The organism is Priestia megaterium (genome assembly GCF_046599315.1).
Lineage (GTDB): Bacteria > Bacillota > Bacilli > Bacillales > Bacillaceae_H > Priestia > Priestia megaterium_F.
Window position 1 is genome coordinate 1,329,570 of the sequence record NZ_JBKIKC010000001.1, and the last position, 23,148, is coordinate 1,352,717.

A 23,148-nucleotide genomic window follows, 5' to 3' on the forward strand; every position below is an offset into this window, starting at 1 on the left:
AAATAAAAATATAGTCTACACCCCATGTTATGACAAACAATGCTGAGTGTAGACGAAAACAAACTCTATATTTTATGAAAAGCTTATTTTAATTTTGTAATAAAATTCAATACTAATTTCGTTGAATTAACAGCTGCTTTTTCTAAAAATTGCTCAAAAGAAACATTTGATTCTTTGCCGGCGATGTCAGAAAGAGCACGAAGAATGACAAACGGTACGCCAAATTGATAGCATACTTGAGCAACAGCCGCTGCTTCCATTTCAGCTGCGTACAGTTCTGGAAACTTAGAGCGAACAAACTCTACGCGCACAGGGTCGTTCATGAACGAATCTCCCGTAGCAATTAATCCTTTTACAATTTTCATATCCGTTACTTCAAGAGCACTTTCTTCAGCAAGACGAACTAGTTTTTCATCTGCTTTAAAAGCTGCAGGCAAGTTTGGTACTTGACCATATTCGTAGTTGAATACCGTTACATCTACATCATGATGACGAACTTCTGTTGAAATAACCGCATCACCTACGTTTAATTCTGGATGGAAACCGCCTGCTGATCCTGTGTTAATAACATAATCTGGCTTGAACTTTTCTAATAAGATGGCTGTAGATAACGCCGCATTTACTTTTCCAATACCTGATTTTAACAATACAACTTCCACGCCGCTGATTGTTCCTGTCGAGTATTCACATCCTGCGATTACTGTTTCTTGACGATTCTCAATCTTATCGCGTAAAATCGTCACTTCTTCTTCCATTGCTCCAATGATTGCTACTTTCATTTTAAAACCTCTTTCTACTATTGTTTCGTTGCCTCTAACACCCATACAAAGTGATTAAATTGTGTAAAGGTTATGTGAAAACCATTGCTTTCAAAGATCTGCTTTAAGACGGGAATAGTTGTATAATACTCCCTCTCTAAATCTTCCGCTAGTTGCGTATACCCTTTTTGTTTTGCCTGAACAATGGTATTAGCAAATGAATCCGCTGTTTCAAACATTGTATCAGCAAACACTATTTTACCACCGGTTTGAAGTAACTTTCCATAGTTTATCACAGCTTCTTCTTTTTCTTTATCTGTTAAATGATGAAATGCGTACGTACTAACTAAGCTCCCTGCTGGAAACAGTGATGTATCAAATTGCAAAAAGTCTCCTGGCGTGACTAAAACATCTGCCCCTAATTTCTGATGCGCCAATTGTCTCATTGGCACTGACGGCTCAATTCCTACTACCGTAAGTTCTTTTTCTAAAAGTTTTTTTGTTAAGTTTCCAGTGCCTGTTCCAAATTCTATGACATGCCCTATTGAACGGTCTGCTACATATTCTAAGATTTCATTATAATTGCGGAATACTTCTCTATACTGTTCATCTTTCCCGCTTACTGATGCATCATACTCATTAGCCCATTTTTCAAAGATATCTAAAAACTCTAGACCCATAAAAAAATGCCTCCTTATAACTAATAATTCTTATGGATATAGTATGTTTTTAGTTGTCGTTTGTTCTTCATTTATAAATTTTTTAAGCTTTTAACTTTCTATTTGCTATACTATAGTAATGAGGTAAGGAGGTCATAAGATGAATTTTGAATTTGAAATGATTGAAGATAAAATAGAATTTTTTGAAGCGCCTGACGTTAAAATGCTTGAAAAACAAATTGCTGAAAAAATTGATCAAAATAAAGCGATTTTGCTTGAGGTGCATAGCGTATCTCATCAAATGTCTGTGGACTATGAACAAGGTAAAAAACTGTACTCTGCAGTTGTTCATTTCAAATTAAAAAAGCAGCGCTAGCGCTGCTTTTCTTATTGAAGCTTATCCACCACTGCCGGCTTCCAGCCTTCTCCATCTACCCATTCAATTTGAACACGATACTTTGTTGATGAGTTGCCTTTAGGACTAACCGTAGCTACAGCTTTACCTACACCACCGTTATTCCCTAAACGCCATACTGTCATATTGCTTGGGCTAATGCCTGACCCTTCACCTACAGCTTTTAGCATTTCATTCCAATCCGTTGATCCTTTTTTATATGTTGCTGCAGGTGCATCTTGTGACGTACCTACTGAATCCCATGAAGGATCTACCTTGCGTTCTGCCACGCCAGGCTCTGGATTTTTCTCTACCTCAGCCTGCGAATCCGAGTCGTTTGATTCTTCATCTGTTACTTGATCATCTGTGGACTGATCATCTTCGGAGCTTTGTTCATCTTCAGAACTTTGATCGTCTGTTGCTTGATCATCTTTCGAAGAATCATCTTCTTTTTTAGCCGTCTTGTCCGTTTGTTGATCATTTGTTTGCGGATTAGTTTGATTTGTTTCCGCTTGGTTATCCGATTTATCCTTGTTTCCAAGAATCATCGTACCACCGACAAATACAATTAAAACTGCTACAACAGCAATTAACAGATTATATAATCGGTTTACTTTTTTTTCTTTGTTTTCGTGTCTTGAAGAACGATTGTTATTCATTGCTACAATTTCCTCCAACTTTTATAATGCTTTATTCTAACATGTGTTTTCTTATACATGAAGCATCAAAATTTATTTGAAGTATATTTGTAATATTTTTTACAAATTCTTCTTATTTTAACGTGTATTTAAGTCATACATCCCTTTAACAATATCATAAAATACGCTGTTTGTGGGAGATATCGCACTTTTTGTATTTAAATCCACTACTACCATGGCATATTTCGGATCATCTGCAGGAAAGTAACCTGCAAACCATTTATTGACGATATCGTCTTTCACATTGATTTCAGCAGTTCCTGACTTTCCTGCCACTTCATAAGGAAGCGTTTGAAACCTTCTTCCTGTTCCTTTTTCGCTCTGTACAACGCTTTTTAGAAGCTGCTGCATAGAAGCTGCTGTTGCTTCATTAATAGTGTCTCCTTTTAGCTCGTGCTCCTTAAACTTATACAATGACGTGTTGTTTTTATACTCTAGGGCATCTACAGCTTTTACCTGCTTCTTTTCTCCTCCGCGCGCAATTGTCGCCATCATATTTGCTACTGCAAGCGGAGTCACTTTTACGTCAAGCTGTCCAATTGCCGTTTGTGCTACAGCATTTGGTACTTTTTTTTCTCCTTCATTTGTCCAGACTCTTCCCGTCTTTTCTCCTAAAAACTGCCTAAAATGCTCAAAGTGAAACACATCACCCGTCCATCCTACAGGCTCAATAAGACCTAATTTATCGGCATATTGTTCAAGGATATTCGGATTAGATGTTATCATTTCTTTTGCAAGCTGGGCAAACGTTGCATTACAGCTTTGCGCAAAGCTTTCTTCAAACGTCAGCTGCCCTTTTTGATGATCTTCTTCTACATTATTTCCATAAATACTTTTATCACAGTTATAGATAAAAGAAGGCTGAATTTTATTTTGTTCAAGCGCTGCAGCTGCTGTTACGGTCTTAAATATAGATCCAGGAGTTTGCGGCGTCAGCAAACGATTTTCTACGCTGTCTGAACCGTTTTGTTTTTTAAATGGATCTTTCTTATTAATGGAAGGCCTGCTGGCCATCGCAATTACTTTATTATTTTTTATATCAATTAAGACGGCTCCTCCGTCTTTTAACTTATAATGATTTAATGTATTCTCCACTAGCTCCTGAGCAGACAAATCAAGGGTCGTACGCACGCTGACTGGGTAATAAGGGTTAGCTGTGCCCGTATATTTTACATCGATGCCAAACATAGGCCCGCCTAAGCGATCAACATGATAAAGAAGCTTAGACTCTTGTTCAGGCAACAAAAACTCGTCAAAAGCCCTCTGCATCCCTGAGATGCCTACAGGCGTAGTTGATTTAATTGCCCCATTTTTCAATTTGTCACTGTACTTCTCTTCAATTATTTTTTTGCTTTGGGCCTCTAATCCGATTAAATGCTCAGCAAGAGGAACCGGACGTTCATCTTTTAAAGGAATTCCAAACACGCCAGGTACCTTTAATGCATTTATTTTTTCAACTTGTGAATGCGATAATTCTTTCGTAATAACAACCGGTGTTTTAGCATTTGCTAGTCTGTTAGTTAGTTCCTGTGGTTGAATGCCCACAATTTCGCTTACTTGCTGAACAGGCCACTTCATTTTTTCTAAAAACGGAAACAAGACTAAGCGATTATGCGTGATAGATGTTAAAGACTGTCCATTTTCATCTTCAAATTTCCCTCGTCCGTCGTCTACCACCATTTCCTGCGTACGCTGTTTTACGCTTCCTTCAATTAAGTTAATATTTTTGTCGGTAAAAGATTCCGTGCTGACAAGCTGAAGCTGAACAAGCCGTGCTCCTAGTCCACTAATTAATAACAGAATAAAAATAAGAGTAATATAAATTCGCTTGTGAATTATTTTCATGACTACACCTCACTCTTTACAAGTGTCGACGTTGCCATTACTTTTAAAACCATTATCTTAAGAAATATTCATTCTTTTTTTCATTTCACAAAAAAACTTGCTGAAGCAGCAAGTTTTTATGATTCATTTTCCATTAAAAATTGTTGAGTTGTTCTTAACTTTCCTATTTTCGGAAAGATGTAAGAAAGCGTTGCTTCATGCTCTTCTTTTGTAAATGTCGCCATAGCATCCGTAATGAAAATTTGGTTATATCCATACTGAAATGCTTCACGAGCCGTGCTTTCCACACCAATATTTGTTGCGATTCCGCAAAGGACAATTGTATCGATTCCTCTTCGGCGAAGCTGAAGGTCTAAATCTGTCCCAAAAAAGGCTCCCCACTGACGTTTTGTGACAATGTAATCATGCTCTTGCACATTAAGTCGTGAATCAAATTCTGCCCAGTCTGCAGGTCTTTCTTGAGGAGCAGATGATTTTTGATCCGTTTCTGGCTTCAACGCATCTTTTCCATCTTGAAAATCTACTCGTACAAAGCTAATAAATCCATTTTGTTCACGGAAACGATTCACAAGCTGAACCGATTTCTCCACAATTTCATCTCCGCCAATTGGAACAATCCCTTTTTGTAAATCAATTAAAACAAGCGCTGTTTTAGTGAAATCGATATCCTTCATCTTCATCTTCCTTTCTTACATATCTTTTATATTCTCTCCGCTTTTTAAAATCATATAAAAAAGCTGACGTGTGTCAGCTTTTTTACTTACAAGCATTCAGTAGAACGCTTCCAACCATATGTTTTACTTAACAGATACAATTTTCACTGACATATCTCCACCAGGAGTTTGAACAGTTACTTGATCTCCAATTTGTTTGCCCATTAGACTTTTAGCAATTGGCGAATCATTTGAAATTTTCCCTTCAAATGGATCTGCTTCTGCACTACCTACAATTGTATATGTTTCTTCGTCACCATCTGGCAACTCTACAAACGTTACGGATTTACCTAATGATACAATAGAAGAATTTTCTACATCTTCTTCAATGATTTTCGCATTGCGAATCATATTCTCAAGCGTTGTAATACGGCCTTCAACGAAAGCCTGCTCGTCTTTTGCAGAATCGTACTCAGAGTTCTCCGATAAATCTCCAAAACTGCGGGCGATCTTAATACGCTCTACAACCTCTTTACGTTTTACTGTTTTTAAATATTCAAGCTCTTGCTCTAGCTTTAGCTTTCCTTCTTCTGTCATTGGAAATACTTTTTCTTGTGCCATAATCCCTTCACTCCTTCTTGAACTCAAAATCTCTAGTGTATACAGTCAATTTCTGTATGTACAAAAAATTTTCCACTCTGTGGAAAAATCAGTTAATAGAGAAATGACAGCTTCAAAATAGAAGCTGCTCGTTTCTCTATTCTTTATAATGTTTGTGTTTAGTTAGCAGAATATGTCTGCATTGTCTTCAAAAAAATTCCTGCATCTATGCTATGTTATTATAAAATGGCATTTTGTTCAAGAATTGTTTGAATTTTAGTGACCATCAAGTCAATCGCTACGTGGTTTTGACCGCCTTCAGGAATGATAATGTCTGCATAACGTTTTGTTGGTTCAACAAACTGATTATGCATCGGGCGAACCACAGATACGTATTGATCAACAACTGACTCAAGCGTACGCTCTCGCTCTTTAATATCACGAAGCATACGACGAATGATACGAAGATCCGCATCTGTATCTACGTATAACTTGATATCCATTAAATTACGCAAGCGCTGATCTTCTAGGACAAGAATACCTTCTAAGATAATAACATCTTTTGGTTCTTCTCTAATTACCTTTTCAGAACGTGTATGAATTGCGTAATCATATACCGGTTTGTCAATGCTCTCATAATTTAATAAGTTTTGCAAGTGTTCAATCAGCAAATCATTATCAAATGCTAAAGGATGATCGTAGTTTGTTTGCAAACGCTGTTCGAACGGTACATCGCTTTGATCTTTATAATAATAGTCTTGCTCAAGAAGCATAATAGAATGCCCTTTAAAATATTCATAAATAGCTTTGGTTACAGTTGTTTTACCAGAACCGGATCCACCAGCGATACCGATTACAACGGGCTTTTTCCCCATTTTATACTTAAATCCCCTTTCGCATCATGTTATATGAAAATAGAGGTTGGTCCACTTTAAATTTTACAATTTGCAGCGGATGACGCGCAGCATCTAATTCATTGCCGTCTTCGTCCCAAATTTTATCTATTTTTTGCGTAAAGTTTTTAATTTCCGGACCGAAAAACTCCACTTCTTCTCCCGGTTTAAAATAGTTACGCTGTTGTAATGTCACGATGCTTGTTTCTTCATCATAATTCAATACTAAACCGGCAAAATCAAATTTTGTTTTCTTGCCGTGTACGCCAAACATTTGCTCATCTACTCCCGGAACGCCTTCAAAGAATGCCGGAGCCGTATCGCGATTTGCACATTTGTCTAGCTCATCAAGCCATTCTTTTTGAATAATAAAATTCTCAGGATCTGCACAGTACGCGTCAATCACTTTACGATATACACTCACGACTGTTGCAATATAATGAATTGACTTCATGCGTCCTTCAATTTTTAAGCTATCAATACCCAGCTCAATCATTTGAGGGATAGATTGAATTAAATTTAAGTCTTTTGGACTCATTGCAAACGGATCGTCTTGCTCATCAAATAATGCCGTTTCCGTTTTACCATCTTCTACTTTAAATAAATCATAGTCCCAACGGCATGATTGACAGCAGCCTCCACGGTTTGAATCACGCGCTGTCATATGGTTACTTAGCACGCAGCGGCCTGAATAAGCAATACACATCGCTCCATGAATAAAAGCTTCAATTTCAATATCCACTTTTTCTTTCATTTCGCGCATTTCTTCAGCACCCGTTTCACGAGCAAGTACAACACGTTCTAACCCCTCTTCTTTCCAGAACTGAACGGCTTTCCAGTTTGAAAGTGATTGTTGTGTACTTAAATGTACTTCAAGATTAGGTGCAACGCGTCGACAGGTTTCGATGATTAACGGATCAGCTACGATGATTCCAGAAACACCAGCGCGCTCTAATCCCATTAAATAGTCTTCAAGTCCGTCCATATTTTCATTGTGAGCAAAAATGTTTGTTGTAACATAAATACGTGCGCCGTATTTGTTTGCGAACTGAACACCTTCTGCCATTTCTTCAAATGTAAAGTTATCTGCATTTGAACGAAGGCCAAACTCTTTTCCTCCGATAAATACAGCATCTGCTCCATAGTGTACGGCAACTTTTAATTTTTCAAGGTTACCGGCTGGAGCTAACAACTCAGGCTTCTTAGTAATAACTCGTTTACCTTCTACTACAGCATCGATTTGAACAGCCATCGTTTGTACCTCCTTTGTTTATCTTTCTTTGCATGCTTCTTAATATACCGTTTCTTTAAAGAAAAACCCTGTGTCTAACGGGCGGTTAATTGGCTGCAAGCTTTCAATTTCTTCTAACAAATCGTCTTTAACGTTTTCGTATTCTTCACGATCATCTACACATAAATCAATCGCTTGACGATATTTTTTTGTTACTTCTAAAATATATTGTGGTGACTTTAATACGCCGTCAATTTTGAATACATCTACTTCAGCGTCAATCATTTCTGACAGCTCATCAATAATACACATATCATTTGGACTCATAATATGCGTTCCATTTTCATCTTCGAAAATCGGATACTTATTATTTCGCTCCTTATCAAGTAAAAACATATCTTTTTCTACTTTACGATTTTCAATTTCCATGACTTTTCCTTGATATTCAAAGTAGTTGCCAAGAAGTGAACGTTTTGATTGGAACATACACGTCATGCCATGCACCTGAACTTCAATTTCTACTTCTGCTTTTTCTTTGATATCAATAATGCTGTCCATGCTTAGCTCACGAGCAAGAACTGCACGCTTAGCTCCCTTACGACCCCAGTAGTTACATGAATACCAGTTTGTTCCCGTTGTCTCGGTACTCCAATGCATCTTCATTTCTGGAGCTGTTTCACGCACTGCCATTAATACAGCAGGGTCTCCAAATACAATTGCATCCACGCTTGCTTCTTTTAAGAATAAAATATATTCATTTAATTCATCGATTTTATCATTGTGAAATAATCCGTTCATTGCTACATAGACTTTTGCATCATGCTGATGAGCAATATTCACTGCTTCTACGATATCTTCACGTTTGAATTCACCTGCCAAACGCAAGCCGTAGCGCTGTTCACCAACCATAATGGCTGTTGCTCCCGCTTGTAGTAACGATTCGATTTCCGAAACTGCAGTTGGTGTCACTAATAGTTCTGGTTTTTTCATTCTTGTTCACCTCTTTTAATACTAATCGCGATTCCGTCTCCAATAGGGAGAATAGTTGTATAATAATCGGGATGGTCCATCAGCCACGTATTGTATGCCTGAATCTTTTTAATCAGGCTGCGACGTCGACGTGTTTCTACTTCTGCCAAATCGGTCGCTACGTGACCTTTAAATAGTACGTTATCCGAAATAATCATTCCTTTGGAAGAAAGCATCGGCTCATAATGTTCAAAAAAACGCTGATACTGACCTTTAGCTGCATCGATAAAGACTGCATCATAAGGACCATGACGTTCGATTTCATCTCTAAGCTCTAGTGCATCTCCAAACAACGACACAATTTTATCTTGTTTTCCTGCGCGTTCAATAAACTCTTGCGCTTTTTGGTAACGCTCTTCATTTCGTTCTACCGTAACCACTCGTGCCTTGGGAAGCGCATGAGTCATCCGAATAGACGAATACGCAATCGCTGTTCCAATTTCTAATATATGTTTTGGCTGATGAAGACGAAGAATCTGCAATAGCGTTTCAACACCGATCAATTCCATAATCGGCACGTGATGTTCTTTTGCATAAGCTTCCATTTCTTCAATGAGCTCCTGGCGCTTAGGGATAAGCTGTTCCACATACTGCTCTACGTTTTGTAAAAGCAAAACACTTCCTCCGTTCTCAGAAGTACATTTTACATTATGTTTTCATAACGTTTCATTACTGCAAAATAGTAAGACAACTAGTCTATTATAAGTTTTTTTCGTTTTTACGTAAACCCGATATATTTTAACATAAAAGATGGGGAATGCGAAGTATCGCGATTCCCCAATTTTAAATTTCCAATTATTTTTCGGTATTTTCCTTCTCTTTACCTGTAATATGCTTAGCTTTTTCTTTATTATGTTCTTCTAACGTTTTTGTAAAAATAACTTTTCCTTCCGGCGTAGCCAAGAAGTATAAATAATCTGTATTGGCTGGATGCAACGCAGCTTTGATTGACATTAAACCAGAGCTGGCAATTGGTCCTGGAGGCAATCCTTTTACTTTATACGTATTGTAAGGAGAGTCTACTTCTAAATGCTTATAGAACACACGATCTTTATGCTCGCCTAACGCATACAAAACGGTTGGATCCGTTTGAAGAGGCATATTTTTTTCAAGACGATTATAAAAGACGCTGGCAATTTTTTCTCGGTCAACTTTTTCAGTCGCTTCTTCTTCAATTAGAGATGACATTGTTAACAGTTTATGTGCACTGAATTTTTTCTTCTCCATTTGCCCACTGTACTGACCTAATACATTATTTGTTTTCCCTACCATTTTATCCAATATTTCATCTAACGACACGTTTTTATCATAAAAATCATACGTAACGGGATATAAATAACCTTCTAGCGGATGTTTAATATCTTTTTGCATCACTTCATCGGTTACTAAATCTGGATACTTTTCTTTCATTTTACTAATAAATTCCTTATCGTCTAGCTTTTTCATGACTTCATCTTTTGTAAACTTTGTATTTTTAGCAATGATATCAGCTATTTCGACAAGTTGACGGCCTTCTGGAATGGTGACACGAATATCAGGTCGTTTTGAAACCTCGCCTTTTTCCATTTTTTCAACCATTTCCCCTAAGCTCATAGAAGGAGAAAATAAATACGTTCCAGCTTGAAATCCAGAAACATGGGTTAATTTTACGTAATAGCGAAATGCACTTTTACTTTTAATTAAATCCTCTTTTTTCAATACCGCGCCAATCGATTGGACAGAAGAACCTTGTGGAATGGTCACATTTACTTTTTTATTGCTGTTTCGATCCACGGGTGTTAAGCGGGATTGAGCATAGAAAAATGCCCCGCCTACAAGTAAAAGAAGCACGATAATTGTAATAAAAATAACTCGTTTTTTTCTTGAACGATTAGGTGGTAAAAATGTTTGTTGCGACAAGCAGCTTCCTGGTTAAATCTACTTCTATAAAAGAAGATACAACCAGTTTCACCTCTTTTCTTCTTGATTTTTTATAAGTATTAACTAACAGAGAGGATACATGAGATTGCGATTCATTCGTATCTCCTATAGGTGTGAGATGGTATCGCTTCCTTAAACTATCTCCTCTTATAAAATTTTTCCATGATTTATGTTATTGTCTGCCCAAAGTCTAGTTTCATCCGTTCAAACAATGAATTCTTTTATTAAAACGCATTCTCACACGCAGGAATTATTATACTACAATTTATCTTATTTTTCGTCATTATCATACAATCTGCCCTAAGAATGCAAGGAAAAACCTTTTTATATCTAAAAAGAACAGCCACTACGTAAAAAAAAGCTGATAACGGTTGTCATCAGCTTTTTCACTATAATTATTCGCCTTCTTCGTCAAGGAATGTGTTAACCATTTCCTCAACCATGTCCCACTCTTCTTCTGTTTCAATCGGTTGAAGCTCACCGTCTTGACCATCTTCACTTGGTGTAAAAGCAGATGCATGAATTTCAATTTCTTCTTCATCATCTTGGTCTGCTCCGATTGGATAGTAGATTACATATGATTTGTTATATTGATCAGAATCAAATGTGAATAAAATTTCGCATAGCTGCTCATTTCCATTCTCATCGACGATTGTAATTTTATTTTCTTCTACGCTCATATTTGCACCTCATTTTATATTGTAAGCTCTTAGCTTAACTTTTTCTTCAGCGAAAAGCAAGCTGTTGAGTTATTTCACTTCCCTTTTACGTACAAAAGAAATATGCAAAAGGGAAATTCATAACTTGCCAGCTTAGGCAAAGGCTGCTGCTTTTCTTATTGCTTGCTGTCCAAATATCCTTGAAGAATCATAACAGCTGCCATTTTATCAATTACTTTTTTGCGTTTCTTGCGGCTCACATCAGCAGACAGCAGTACTCGCTCTGCTGCCATCGTCGACAAGCGCTCGTCCCACATCATCGTTTCAATGTTAAGTTTTTCTTTGACATTGTCAGCAAACTCGATGCACGCTTCGCCTCGAGGGCCAATCGTACCATTCATATTTTTAGGAAGACCCACTACGATTTTCTCTACGGAATATTCATCAATTAACTGCTGTAAGCGAGGATATGATTGCTCCATCTGCTCATCTGCAATTTTAATTGTTTCAATTCCTTGCGCTGTCCATCCCATTTCATCGCTAACTGCCACACCGATTGTTTTGGTTCCTACATCTAATCCTAATACGCGCATTTATGAATCCTTTCGATGCTGTTGTAAATAAGATTTAACAAGTTCTTCAATGAGCTCGTCTCGCTCTAACTTGCGGATTGTGTTTCTCGCATCGTTATGACGAGGAATGTAAGCAGGGTCTCCTGATAACAAATACCCAACGATTTGGTTGATCGGGTTGTAGCCTTTTTCTTGCAGTGCGTCGTAAACCGTAAACAATACTTCATGTACGTTTGTTTCAGCTGGCTCATCTTGAAAATTAAATTGCATCGTTTTATCAAATGAACTCACGGTCCCACCTCACTCTCTTAATTTGTGAACACATTGTGCACTATGCTAAGTCTTATTTATATTGTACACCAAGAAAGAGGAGAATTAAACGGATTTAACCCATTCTTCTACAGTGCCAAGTGCTTTTTCAATTTGGCTAGCGTCTTTCCCTCCAGCTTGCGCCATGTCAGGGCGTCCGCCTCCGCCTCCGCCGCAAATCGTCGCTACTTCTTTGACAAGTTTGCCGGCATGATGGCCTTTAGCAATTAAATCTTTTGTTACACCTGCAATAATATTTACCTTTTCACCTTGTGGAGAAGCTAATACAATCACGGCAGATTCTAATTTTTGTTTTAAATCGTCAACCATTGCACGAAGGTTATTCATATCCGTTGCATTTACTTTCGCTGCTAGTACATTTACACCATTAATGTTTTGCACGCGGTCAACGAGATTGCCAGCTTCAATATTGCCAAGTTTTGTAGACAGTGAATCATTTTCACGCTGAAGGTTACGGATTTCTTCTAGTAACCCTTCAACGCGCCCTACTAAATCACGGGGGTTGGATTTTACTTTTGCTGCAGCTTCTTTCAGTAAGCCTACTTGATCATTCATTAACTGATATGCAGCTTTTCCAGTTACAGCTTCAATACGTCGAGTACCTGCACCGATTCCGGATTCTGATACAATTTTAAATAAACCGATAACAGATGTATTTGGCACGTGACACCCACCACATAATTCTAAGCTGTAGTCACCTACTTGTACTACGCGCACGATATCTCCGTATTTCTCACCAAATAGTGCCATTGCGCCCATCGCTTTTGCTTCATCAATTGCTTTATTTTCGATTTGTACAGAGATGCTGTCCCAAATCTTTTCATTAACGATTTGTTCAATTTTCTCAAGCTCTTCCTGTGTCACTTGGCCAAAGTGAGAGAAGTCAAAGCGCAAGCGATCCGCTGTTACTAAAGAACCTGCTTGATTAACATGTGTTCCTAACGTATCCTTTAATGCTTGATGCAATAAATGCGTTGCCGTATGGTTTTTCACAATAGCACTGCGGTTTTCTTCATCAATTGTCGCCGTATATGTTTCACCTTTTACAAGCTCACCGCTTGTTATAGATACCGTTTGGACATTTTGACCGTTTGGCGCTTTTTGAACGTCTTTTACTTCAGCTGTTCCGGTAGCGCTTTGGATAGTACCTTGATCCGCAATTTGACCGCCGCTTTCTGCGTAGAATGGCGTGTGGCTTAAGATGACTTGCGCTTCTGTTCCAGCTTCAGCGCGGTCAACAAGCTCACCGCCTACAATAATTGCTTCAACAACTGTTTCTACTTTATTTTTATCATAGCCAACAAACTCACTTGCAGCCGTTACTTCGCCAAGTACGCCACCTTGAACTTGCATAGAACTAGAATCTTGACGAGCAGCACGTGCACGCTCACGCTGCGCTTCCATTTCACGTTCAAAACCTGCATGATCAATTTTCATATTCTCATCTTCTGCATATTCTTCTGTTAATTCAACAGGGAAGCCGTACGTATCATATAAACGGAAAACGTCTTCGCCTTGTACTGTATCACTGTTTTGCGCTTTTTCTTTTTTAATAACGGTTGCTAAAATAGCTAGTCCGTCATGTAATGTTTCATGAAAACGCTCTTCTTCATTTTTTACTACGCGCTGGATAAAATCCGTTTTTTTCTTTACTTCCGGATAGAAATCAACCATGATTTCACCTACTACCGGCACTAGCTCGTACATGAATGGACGATTAATGTTTAACTTTTTAGCATAGCGAACTGCTCGGCGTAACAAACGGCGCAGCACATACCCACGGCCTTCATTTGAAGGAAGAGCACCATCGCCTACAGCAAATGTTACGGTACGAATGTGGTCAGCAATGACTTTAAATGCCGTATCTTGCTCGTCATTTGTACGATATTTAGCGCCTGAAATGCTCTCTGTTGCTTCAATAATTGGCATAAACAAATCTGTATCAAAGTTTGTTTGCACATCTTGAATAACAGAAACCATACGCTCTAAGCCCATTCCTGTATCGATGTTTTTCTTTGGAAGCGGCGTGTACGTACCATCAGGATTATGATTAAATTGAGAAAATACAAGGTTCCAAATTTCCAAATAACGCTCATTTTCTCCACCTGGATACAATTCCGGATCAGTCAGATCATTTCCATATGCTTCTCCGCGATCATAAAAGATCTCTGTATTTGGACCACTAGGACCTTCTCCAATATCCCAGAAGTTACCTTCTAAACGAATGATGCGTTCTTTAGGCACGCCCATTTTTTCATTCCAGATTTTAAACGCTTCTTCATCTTCAGGATGAATCGTTACAGACAGCTTATCTGCGTCGAAGCCAATCCATTTGTCGCTCGTTAAGAATTCCCATGCCCATTGGATTGCTTCTTCTTTAAAATAATCACCGATAGAGAAGTTACCAAGCATTTCAAAAAACGTATGGTGGCGAGCAGTTTTACCTACATTTTCAATATCGTTTGTACGAATAGATTTTTGCGCGTTACAAATACGCGGGTTTTGAGGAATAACACGACCATCAAAATATTTTTTTAATGTAGCTACTCCACTGTTAATCCATAATAAAGATGGATCTTCATATGGAACTAAAGATGCGCTTGGTTCTACATCATGTCCTTTTTCTTTAAAGAAATCTAAATACATTTGACGAACTTGTGCTGACGTCAGTTTTTTCATGATTGCTCCTCCTTTAATACTCTTCTTATTTATAGACAAAAAAATGATGACATAAAAGCATCTATTTTCCTTATGTCCAAAAGCAATTGCTAGTTATTTGCACACAAAAAAACTCTCATCCCTGTAGCAGGGACGAGAGTTGAACTCGCGGTACCACCCTGATTATAAATGCCAAAAGCATTTATCACCTTCATAGCGTTAACGTTGCTGACACGGCAGGTTTTAGCCTGCACTCTGGACTAGCGTTCAGCTGCTCTTCGTTTAGCGCTTCTTTCAGCCAAGGAAGCCCCTCTCTAAAAACCAGTGTGCAACGTACTCGATCCATCATTGTGTTCAAAATATGTAGCGTTTTCTTATGGCGATATTATGACAAATTAACCGCTCTTTGTCAATGTTTGAGCGTATAAGAGCGGATATGCAAAATCGATATTTTAATGACTGCTAAAATGGGCACAGCTAAAATCAGACCTACTACCCCTCCAAACTCTCCTCCTAGAAGGAGCGCAAGCATGATAAACAACGGATGAATATGAAGGCTTTTTCCTACGATGAGCGGAGACAGAACATTTCCTTCTAAAAACTGCAGCACAAAGATAATAATGACAATGGTAATAACCAATTTTATCGAGATCGTGGCTGCAATAATAGCTGCTGGAACCGCACCAATAATCGGGCCAAAATATGGGATAATATTTGTTACGCCAATAATAAAGCCTAAAAGAAGTGCATAAGGTACATGAAAGAACCACAGTGCCGCTGTGGCAATTACACCAATAATGAGACAAACAAAAAATTGCCCTCGAATATAGTTGCCCAGCGATTCATTCACATCCGATAAAAAACGCTTCCCTGGTTTGTGCCACTTTTTAGGTGTAACATAAGCTGTTGCTTTCTTAATAGAGGAAAAATCCTTCAACATATAAAAAACAATAAATGGAATAATGATTATAATCAAAAAGGAGGTAATCAATGATTTTAGTCCTTCCGCCACTTTTGTAAGCCACACGTTGAGCGTAGCTTCTACATCATCAATGCTGCCTTCAATTTTCTCGTGTATACCGTTTGGAAGTGAAGTTGTACGATCATGAATCGATTCTACCCAATGTCTATATGTATTCGTAAAATGAGGCAGCTGTTCGTTTAAATCTTTTACTTGTTCTACAAAAATAGGGTACGACTTATAGGCTCCAAATCCGATTCCTCCAAAAAAGACGACGTAGATCAGTAAAATAGCTAGGGGACGAGGCACGCCTTTATCATGTGTTTTTTCAATAAGCGGATGAAGTAAATATGTAATAAATGCCGCAATAAAAAAAGGCAGCAGTGCTTTTAAAATCATATAAATAACAGGCAGCCATAAAAACTGGACTTTAAAAAAGACTAATATGCACAGCAGCGCTAGTAACAACAGTCCGAATCTATAGAACCATTTGAATGAACTATCTTTCAACGTAAACTCCTCCTCTCTTCTATTTTTTGATAAAGAAAAGAGTTTATACATGCAGGTGCATTTTCTGCCTGCAAAAAAGCACTATTGCAGCTCAGTGCAATAGTGCTTCTTTTATTAGTGAATAGCTTTCATCATACGTTTACGCATTTTTTTCATATTTCTTTTTGTGAACATCTCTCGATCATCTGCCATTTTAAATGCATAAGCTCCAAGACCGAAAGCGACTACTGACGGAATGATTCTGCCCATTGCTCTTCCTCCCGGTAAAAAAGAATTAGAAATTGATTGTGCGCTCGTCGTCTGAGAACAAATCATCAAGCGAGCTCAAAGTCCCATCTTCTTCTACTTGGTGAGTATTAATTTGTCCTTTTGAAATAGTCATTTCAATAAAACAATTCCAGCAGTAATACTGATTTACACCAATTTTGCCAACGTCAATACTTTTACAGTTTGGACACTTAAACAAAGTCGACACCTCTTTATACGTTCTACTTATATAAACGCATTATGTCCACTTCTTTCCATATCCATACTTTATTTTCTGACAATTAGCAAAGAAGGATGGTAACAAAGGAGTTTATTTAACTCTTTGTTAGCATGCGAAAGGTTACATGAAATCATACGGCGTAACGTTTTCCATCCCAATATTTGCATCTTTCATAAATGGAATTTCCGGATCCTCTATATCGTTATCCAAGTTTTCTCGAAGCAAAGGCTGTAAATTCGTTTGTCGGACGCTATCTTCATTTCGGCTGACTCCAAGCTGAAAAGCTTCGTCTTCTCCGCATAAAATTAAAAACTGTTTGCTCCGTGTAACGGCCGTATAAAGTAAATTACGTCGGAGCATCCGGTAATAGCTTTTGACAATTGGAAGTACAACAATGGGAAATTCACTTCCTTGTGATTTATGAATGGAACAGCAGTATGCATGGGTTATTTGATTAAAGTCTTGCTTTGTGTAAGTCACTTCATTTCCTTCATATGAAATAACCAGCATATCTTGTTTTTCCGTATTTTCTTTGGCAAAGAAAACTGAGACGATTTCTCCCATGTCTCCATTAAATACGTTGCTATCCGGCTGATTTACAAGCTGCAGTACTTTATCCCCTACTCGGTACGTAATATCTCCGTGCTTAAGCTCTCTTCTTTGCTCAGAAGCCGGATTAAATAATTCCTGAAGAACTTCATTCAGTTTATCAATTCCTGCAGGGCCTTTATACATAGGAGCTAGAACTTGAATGTCTTTAGCCGTATACCCTTTTTTTAACGCATTCCCGCAAACTTGTTGCACGACGTTCGTGATGTGCTGTCCTTGACAACGAATGAAGGAACGGTCTCCTTGCTGCCTAGATAAATCTTCCGGAAGCTTTCCTTTTTTTATTTCATGAGCCAAATCAATAATTGACGACCCTTCCGCTTGCCTGTATACATCTGTCAGGCGGACGGTAGGAACTACTTCTGAACTCAGTAAATCTTTTAACACCTGTCCTGGACCTACTGAAGGAAGCTGGTCTTCGTCTCCAACTAAAATAACCTGTAAATTAGCAGGAAGAGATTTAAACAGCTGATGAGCAAGCCACAAATCTACCATCGATACTTCATCTACAATCAGTAATTTCCCGTCAATTGGATTCTCTTCATTATGATCAAATCCTTCTTGTCCGTTCCATTTTAATAATCTGTGAATCGTAACTGCGGGAAGTCCCGTCGCTTCGCTCATTCGTTTAGCAGCACGTCCAGTAGGGGCCACAAGTAACACAGGAAAAGCTTCATCTTTTTTATAATCCCCTGGGTTTAACGAACATCCGTGAAGTTCTGCATAGAGTTCGACTATCCCTTTAATAACCGTTGTTTTCCCTGTACCTGGTCCACCTGTTAAAAGGAGCATTGGAGACATTAAAGCGGTTTGTATTCCTTTGCGCTGAGACGGTGCATACTGCACATCTAATCGCTCTTCTAGCTCACCCAGAGCTAGTAAAAATTCCGATTCTGGAAACTGCTCTTCGTACTGTGTTTGAGCCATAATTTTTTGAATAGCTTTAACCAACCCTTTTTCAGCATAGAAAAGGGGCGGAAAATAAATTTTTTCGTCTTGAATAATAAGCTTTTTATCCGCTTTTAACGCGTCCACTTCTCTGGTAAGATCCATTTCAGACAGGTTCTCATGCCTGCTTTTTCGAAGAAGCTCGGCTGTTTTTCCATACAGCTGATCTGCCGTGACATATACATGTCCCATTTGATTACATTCTTGCTCAATTACATATAAAATACCTGCACGCAAACGATCAGGATGATTGGTTGCCATACCAAGCCTCTTTCCAAGTTCATCGGCTCGGCTAAAACCAATACCTTGAATATCTTCTACGAGCTGATAAGGATTATTTTGAACAATTTCAAGTGCTTCTTGTTTGTACGCTTGGAAAATCTTCATCGAAAGCTGTGGCCCAAACCCGAGGTCTGTTAGCTTTACCATTACTTCTTCTAACCCTTGATGTTCACGAAGCTGCGTGACTAAAGCTTCTGCCTTGTCGGCTGAAAGCCTCGGAACCTCTTTTAGCACAGACTCATTTTGCAAAATACGAAAAATCGCGCGTTCTCCTAAAGCGTCCACAATATTTTCAGCGGTTTTTTTACCGATTCCGTGGAATAAATCGCTAGATAGGTACTGAACAACCCCTTGCCTTGATTGCGGAAGTTCTTTTTTAAACTGTTCAACATGAAACTGCAGACCAAACTTTGGATGCTCTTTGAAGTCCCCGTAAAACGTGTATACTTCATCTTCATTAAGCTTAGGAAAATAACCTGTGACGACCGTTTCTTTATCTTCAATCTCTAAATTTGTTTTTTTGATCCGTATCCGCGTAACGTTATACAAGTTTTCTTCGTTATGAAAGACCGTTACAATCGACGTGCCGCTTATATAATGACGTTCCGGCTGTGAAGGGTTCACTTGTTCTTCGTTCATGTTATCCTTCCTTTACCCGCTTTCTTAATGTTCTAATGTAGACAGAACTTGTTTAGCATTTGCTGCCATTACGTGATCTGGCTGCACGTTTAAAGCTTCATCTAACATCTCAATCGCCTTGTCTTTGTCATCTTTCATGGCATACGCTACGCCTAAATTATAAAAAGCATCGGCATGTTCTGGTTCTTGATTTACTACTTTAAGAAATTCAGCAATTGCTTCATCTACCATTTCGAGCTGTGCTAAACAAAGACCGTACTGAAATTTTGCTTCTACATCATGTTCGTTTAGTTCTACCGCTCGCTGAAGATAAGGCATCGCAAAACGAATTTCTTCCATATGAAACAGCGTTAAACCAAGCATAAAGTACGCATCAGATGAATCTAAGCCTTTTTTGATTGCTAAATCAAAATAGTGCTTTGCTTGCTCAAGCTGCTCTGCGTTAAAGTAAATGTTTCCTGCTCCGTAATAAGCTGTTGCCGTTTCTTCATCTAATTCAATCGCGCGTTCATAAAATTTTAAAGCACGATCCATTTCACTAACAGCCGCTAGCAAATTGCCAAAATTCACATACACAATTGGATCTTTTGGATTATCTTCAATTGCTTCTGAAAATGTTTTAGCTGCCTCTTCAAATTTTCCTTCCTGCATATACTGAATTCCTAGCTGATTTTTATCCGTCATTTTTTCGTTCACTCCACTGTTTTAGTTAGGATTTAAAAGACTTTCACATCATGAAAATCTAGAATATGTAAGTTATTAGTTTACCCAATAATTAAAGTATATCATAGAAAAACCTCAGCTATATACGGCTGAGGTTTTTAGTTCTTGCTTGTATGAATTATACGTACCAGATTTGCTCTTCTTCTTGAAATACTTTGTCAATAGTTGCTCCACCAAGACATTCGTCATCCTTGTAAAACACAACTGCTTGACCTGGCGTAATTGCACGCACAGGTTCAGCAAAAATAACTTTAATTGTATCATCATCAACTTTTTCAACTGTTACTGCTGAATCAGTTTGACGATAGCGGAATTTTGCTGTGCACGTCATTGGTGACGACCAGTCACGGCCACTTATCCAGCTGACATTTGTTGCTGTAAGAGATGTAGAATAGAGCAGCTCATTGTGAAAGCCTTGATCGACGTATAAAACATTTTTTTCTAAATCTTTTCCAACTACAAACCAAGGTTCGCCGCTACCTCCGATACCTAAACCATGGCGTTGACCAATCGTATAGTACATTAGACCGTCGTGCTTTCCTTTCACTTCGCCATCAAGCGTTTGCATCACGCCTGGCTGTGCAGGAAGATACTGACTTAAAAATTCTTTAAAGTTGCGTTCACCAATAAAACAAATACCTGTGCTATCTTTCTTCGTTGCTGTAGCAAGTCCTGCTTCTTTCGCAATTTCCCGCACTTTTGATTTCTCAATTTCACCAATCGGGAACATTACTTTTGACAGCTGATCTTGTCCTAATTGATTTAAGAAATACGTTTGATCTTTATTTCCATCCACACCTCGAAGCATTTTATACTCACCGTCACGATACGCAACGCGTGCATAATGTCCTGTCGCTAGATAGTCTGCTCCTAGCGTCATTGCATGCTCTAAAAAGGCTTTGAATTTAATTTCTTTATTACACATTACGTCAGGATTCGGTGTACGACCTGCTTTATATTCATCTAAAAAGTAGGTAAATACTTTATCCCAATATTGTTTTTCAAAGTTGACCGCATAGTAAGGAATACCAATTTGATTACATACGCGAATAACATCGTTATAATCTTCAGTCGCAGTACAAACACCATTTTCATCTGTATCGTCCCAGTTTTTCATAAAGATTCCGATCACATCGTATCCTTGTTGTTTTAATAAAAGAGCTGCCACAGATGAATCAACGCCTCCGCTCATTCCGACTACTACACGTGTATCTTTAGGTGATTTTGTCAACTTCGCCACCTCCGTTTTCTTCATTTTAATTAAATAATTCGCTAAAAAGCGAAAGAAACGACACAAACCATCAGTGAGGGATGAAGACCCTACTGATGGCTGCTATTTACATCGTTAGTCGCTTAACGATGTTTGCTGTTTGACGTGCGGTTTTTTCAATTTGCTCAGCCGAGTTTCCTAAGCCAAAACTAAATCGAATAGAAGTTGTTAAACGTTCAGAACCTTTTCCAAACATAGCAACAAGCACATGAGAAGGATCAATCGCTCCCGCCGTGCAAGCTGAACCGCTCGATGCTGCAATTCCTGCTAAATCTAAATTCACGAGCATCGATTCAACATTTGTTTTTGGGAATGATAAATTTAACACATGTGGCAGAGAATTTTCAAGATGTCCGTTAATTTCAAATGAAATACCTTCTTCTTTCAACACAGCTACCATTATTTCTTTGTATCTTCTATAATCATCTGCACGTGTTTGCAGCGTTTGTTGCGAAATTTTTACAGCTTCTTCAAACCCGACAATACTTGTCATGTTCTCGGTGCCAGCTCGTCGTTTGCGTTCTTGTTCTCCTCCAAATAGCAACGGAGACAAAGAAACGTGAGCAGCTGCATATAAAAAGCCAATTCCTTTTGGTCCGTTAATTTTATGAGCCGAAACGGATAAAAGATCGACACCTAATTGTTGCACATTTAACGGAATTAATCCATAAGCTTGCACTGCATCCGTATGGAAATATGCACCATGCTCTTTTAATAGCGCACCAATTTGTTCAATTGGCTGAATAGCACCTACTTCATTATTTCCAAACATCACTGACACAAGAATTGTTCGATCCGTTAGGGCTGATTTTATTTCATCCACTGACACTTGTCCGTACTCGTTAACTGGCAAATATGTCACTTCAAAGCCCTGTGTCTCTAAATATTCACACGTATGAAGCACAGCGTGGTGTTCAATTTGCGTGGTAATAATATGATTTCCTTTATGGCGGTTTGCAAGAGCTACTCCGATCAGTGCCATATTATCTGCTTCTGTTCCACCACTTGTAAAAATCAGTTCATTTTCGTGTGCTCCAATACTTGCTGCAATCGTTTGGCGAGCTTCGTCTAAATAGCGTCGACTTTCTCGCCCGTAGTGATGAATACTAGACGGATTTCCAAAGTACTCATGCATAAAAGTCGTCATTTTTTCAACGACTGCTGGATGTATTGGAGACGTTGCTGCATGATCAACATAAATACGTTCCAAAATAAACGCCTCCTAGCTCATTATTAAATATAAAACATATAAGACGCTTGATCGTCATCGGAATGATTCGCTAAATCCTCAAGCGTTGTACTATCTAGTACTTCTTTAACTGCATCTCGAATACGAATCCACAGCTCGCGTTTTGCAGGCTCTTCATCTTCAATTCCTTCTACAGGGCTGATAGGACCTTCTAAAACAGAAATAATATCACCGGAAGTAATGTTAGCAGGTTCATTTGCTAAGATATAACCTCCATAGGCTCCGCGTACGCTTTTTACAAGTCCAGCGTTACGCAGCGGTGAAATAAGCTGCTCTAAATAATGTTCAGATAAATCGTGCGTTTGAGCAATGGTTTTAAGCGAGATAGGACCTTCGCCAAAACGCTTCGCAAGCTCAATCATAATCGTTAAACCGTAGCGTCCTTTTGTTGAAATTTTCATACGTTACACTCCTTCAATACACTATTTTTATTTATGAAAAAAATAAGACTCTCACGTTGTCACTGAATGCTGTGATGAGTCGTTTTTTACTAAGCTATATGAACTGCTCTCTACAAGTTTCTTGCAAATGTAACTGTTGATATTATAGCATACTATGCCTATAAGATAAA

24 protein-coding genes are annotated in these 23,148 nt (G+C 38.4%); 1 reads left to right on the top strand and 23 read right to left on the bottom strand.

Features of this window, described 5'->3' with window-relative positions:
- Window positions 1–83 precede the first annotated feature (83 nt).
- Together mtnN and ACLHDF_RS07285 are read right to left on the bottom strand one after the other, a co-directional pair.
- Window positions 84–779 carry a 5'-methylthioadenosine/S-adenosylhomocysteine nucleosidase gene (gene mtnN / locus ACLHDF_RS07280; protein WP_413918213.1) on the bottom strand — a complete coding sequence of 232 codons (696 nt, stop codon included), beginning with the start codon at window positions 777–779 and terminating at the stop codon, window positions 84–86.
- Between the two features lie 17 nt (window positions 780–796).
- A complete protein-coding gene (locus ACLHDF_RS07285) occupies window positions 797–1,438 on the bottom strand; it encodes a class I SAM-dependent methyltransferase (protein ID WP_413918214.1) in 642 nt (213 codons plus the stop codon).
- A gap of 139 nt (window positions 1,439–1,577) precedes the next feature.
- Here ACLHDF_RS07285 and ACLHDF_RS07290 point away from each other — a divergent pair, with 139 nt between their 5' ends.
- On the top strand, window positions 1,578–1,793 hold the full coding sequence (locus ACLHDF_RS07290; RefSeq protein WP_013085082.1) for a DUF2536 family protein: 216 nt from the start codon (window positions 1,578–1,580) through the stop codon (window positions 1,791–1,793).
- Window positions 1,794–1,804: 11 nt separating this feature from the next.
- On the opposite strand, the gene ACLHDF_RS07295 is transcribed toward ACLHDF_RS07290, so the two are convergent.
- The 21 genes from ACLHDF_RS07295 to cymR form a co-directional block, all read right to left on the bottom strand.
- Window positions 1,805–2,470, bottom strand: a complete 666-nt coding sequence (locus ACLHDF_RS07295) for a DUF1510 family protein (RefSeq protein WP_413918215.1) — start codon at window positions 2,468–2,470, stop codon at window positions 1,805–1,807.
- A 117-nt stretch (window positions 2,471–2,587) separates the two neighbouring features.
- Window positions 2,588–4,354, bottom strand: a complete 1,767-nt coding sequence (locus ACLHDF_RS07300) for a peptidoglycan D,D-transpeptidase FtsI family protein (RefSeq protein ID WP_413918216.1) — start codon at window positions 4,352–4,354, stop codon at window positions 2,588–2,590.
- A 116-nt stretch (window positions 4,355–4,470) separates the two neighbouring features.
- Window positions 4,471–5,034: an isochorismatase family protein gene (locus ACLHDF_RS07305; RefSeq protein WP_413918217.1), complete on the bottom strand. Its 564-nt coding sequence runs from the start codon at window positions 5,032–5,034 to the stop codon at window positions 4,471–4,473.
- 117 nt (window positions 5,035–5,151) lie between these two features.
- Window positions 5,152–5,628, bottom strand: a complete 477-nt coding sequence (greA, locus tag ACLHDF_RS07310) for a transcription elongation factor GreA (RefSeq protein WP_013059279.1) — start codon at window positions 5,626–5,628, stop codon at window positions 5,152–5,154.
- Window positions 5,629–5,846: 218 nt separating this feature from the next.
- Window positions 5,847–6,482 (bottom strand): uridine kinase, encoded by a 636-nt coding sequence (gene udk / locus ACLHDF_RS07315; RefSeq protein ID WP_013059280.1) that lies wholly within the window; start codon window positions 6,480–6,482, stop codon window positions 5,847–5,849.
- A 7-nt stretch (window positions 6,483–6,489) separates the two neighbouring features.
- Window positions 6,490–7,752, bottom strand: coding sequence for a peptidase U32 family protein (locus ACLHDF_RS07320; RefSeq protein WP_413918218.1), 1,263 nt, complete (start codon window positions 7,750–7,752; stop codon window positions 6,490–6,492).
- Between the two features lie 39 nt (window positions 7,753–7,791).
- The gene (locus ACLHDF_RS07325; RefSeq protein WP_413918219.1) at window positions 7,792–8,721 is read right to left on the bottom strand and encodes a peptidase U32 family protein; all 930 of its coding nucleotides are present in this window, start codon (window positions 8,719–8,721) and stop codon (window positions 7,792–7,794) included.
- Window positions 8,718–9,374: an O-methyltransferase gene (locus ACLHDF_RS07330; RefSeq protein ID WP_413918220.1), complete on the bottom strand. Its 657-nt coding sequence runs from the start codon at window positions 9,372–9,374 to the stop codon at window positions 8,718–8,720. The genes ACLHDF_RS07325 and ACLHDF_RS07330 overlap by 4 nt, the downstream gene beginning before the upstream one ends.
- 181 nt (window positions 9,375–9,555) lie before the next feature.
- Window positions 9,556–10,659, bottom strand: a complete 1,104-nt coding sequence (gene mltG, locus ACLHDF_RS07335) for an endolytic transglycosylase MltG (protein ID WP_413918221.1) — start codon at window positions 10,657–10,659, stop codon at window positions 9,556–9,558.
- Between the two features lie 416 nt (window positions 10,660–11,075).
- Complete coding sequence (locus ACLHDF_RS07340; RefSeq protein ID WP_013059285.1) at window positions 11,076–11,360, bottom strand: DUF1292 domain-containing protein; 285 nt, start codon at window positions 11,358–11,360, stop codon at window positions 11,076–11,078.
- A gap of 155 nt (window positions 11,361–11,515) precedes the next feature.
- Window positions 11,516–11,932: a Holliday junction resolvase RuvX gene (gene ruvX / locus ACLHDF_RS07345; RefSeq protein ID WP_013059286.1), complete on the bottom strand. Its 417-nt coding sequence runs from the start codon at window positions 11,930–11,932 to the stop codon at window positions 11,516–11,518.
- The gene (locus ACLHDF_RS07350) at window positions 11,933–12,202 is read right to left on the bottom strand and encodes an IreB family regulatory phosphoprotein (protein WP_413918222.1); all 270 of its coding nucleotides are present in this window, start codon (window positions 12,200–12,202) and stop codon (window positions 11,933–11,935) included. It lies immediately after the preceding gene.
- Between the two features lie 84 nt (window positions 12,203–12,286).
- The gene (alaS, locus tag ACLHDF_RS07355) at window positions 12,287–14,920 is read right to left on the bottom strand and encodes an alanine--tRNA ligase (RefSeq protein WP_413918223.1); all 2,634 of its coding nucleotides are present in this window, start codon (window positions 14,918–14,920) and stop codon (window positions 12,287–12,289) included.
- A gap of 388 nt (window positions 14,921–15,308) precedes the next feature.
- A complete protein-coding gene (locus ACLHDF_RS07360; RefSeq protein WP_413918224.1) occupies window positions 15,309–16,370 on the bottom strand; it encodes an AI-2E family transporter in 1,062 nt (353 codons plus the stop codon).
- 114 nt (window positions 16,371–16,484) lie between these two features.
- A complete protein-coding gene (locus ACLHDF_RS07365) occupies window positions 16,485–16,619 on the bottom strand; it encodes a YrzQ family protein (protein WP_013059291.1) in 135 nt (44 codons plus the stop codon).
- Window positions 16,620–16,644: 25 nt separating this feature from the next.
- On the bottom strand, window positions 16,645–16,836 hold the full coding sequence (locus tag ACLHDF_RS07370) for a hypothetical protein (protein ID WP_013059292.1): 192 nt from the start codon (window positions 16,834–16,836) through the stop codon (window positions 16,645–16,647).
- 141 nt (window positions 16,837–16,977) lie between these two features.
- Window positions 16,978–19,335 carry an ATP-dependent RecD-like DNA helicase gene (locus ACLHDF_RS07375; RefSeq protein ID WP_413918225.1) on the bottom strand — a complete coding sequence of 786 codons (2,358 nt, stop codon included), beginning with the start codon at window positions 19,333–19,335 and terminating at the stop codon, window positions 16,978–16,980.
- A 24-nt stretch (window positions 19,336–19,359) separates the two neighbouring features.
- Window positions 19,360–20,019, bottom strand: coding sequence for a tetratricopeptide repeat protein (locus ACLHDF_RS07380; RefSeq protein ID WP_013085089.1), 660 nt, complete (start codon window positions 20,017–20,019; stop codon window positions 19,360–19,362).
- Between the two features lie 157 nt (window positions 20,020–20,176).
- The gene (gene mnmA / locus ACLHDF_RS07385) at window positions 20,177–21,289 is read right to left on the bottom strand and encodes a tRNA 2-thiouridine(34) synthase MnmA (RefSeq protein ID WP_413918226.1); all 1,113 of its coding nucleotides are present in this window, start codon (window positions 21,287–21,289) and stop codon (window positions 20,177–20,179) included.
- Window positions 21,290–21,395: 106 nt separating this feature from the next.
- Entirely contained in the window at window positions 21,396–22,538 is a 1,143-nt protein-coding gene (locus tag ACLHDF_RS07390) for a cysteine desulfurase family protein (RefSeq protein ID WP_413918227.1), read from the bottom strand.
- A gap of 23 nt (window positions 22,539–22,561) precedes the next feature.
- Window positions 22,562–22,978, bottom strand: a complete 417-nt coding sequence (gene cymR / locus ACLHDF_RS07395; RefSeq protein WP_016765621.1) for a cysteine metabolism transcriptional regulator CymR — start codon at window positions 22,976–22,978, stop codon at window positions 22,562–22,564.
- Between the last annotated feature and the right edge of the window lie 170 nt (window positions 22,979–23,148).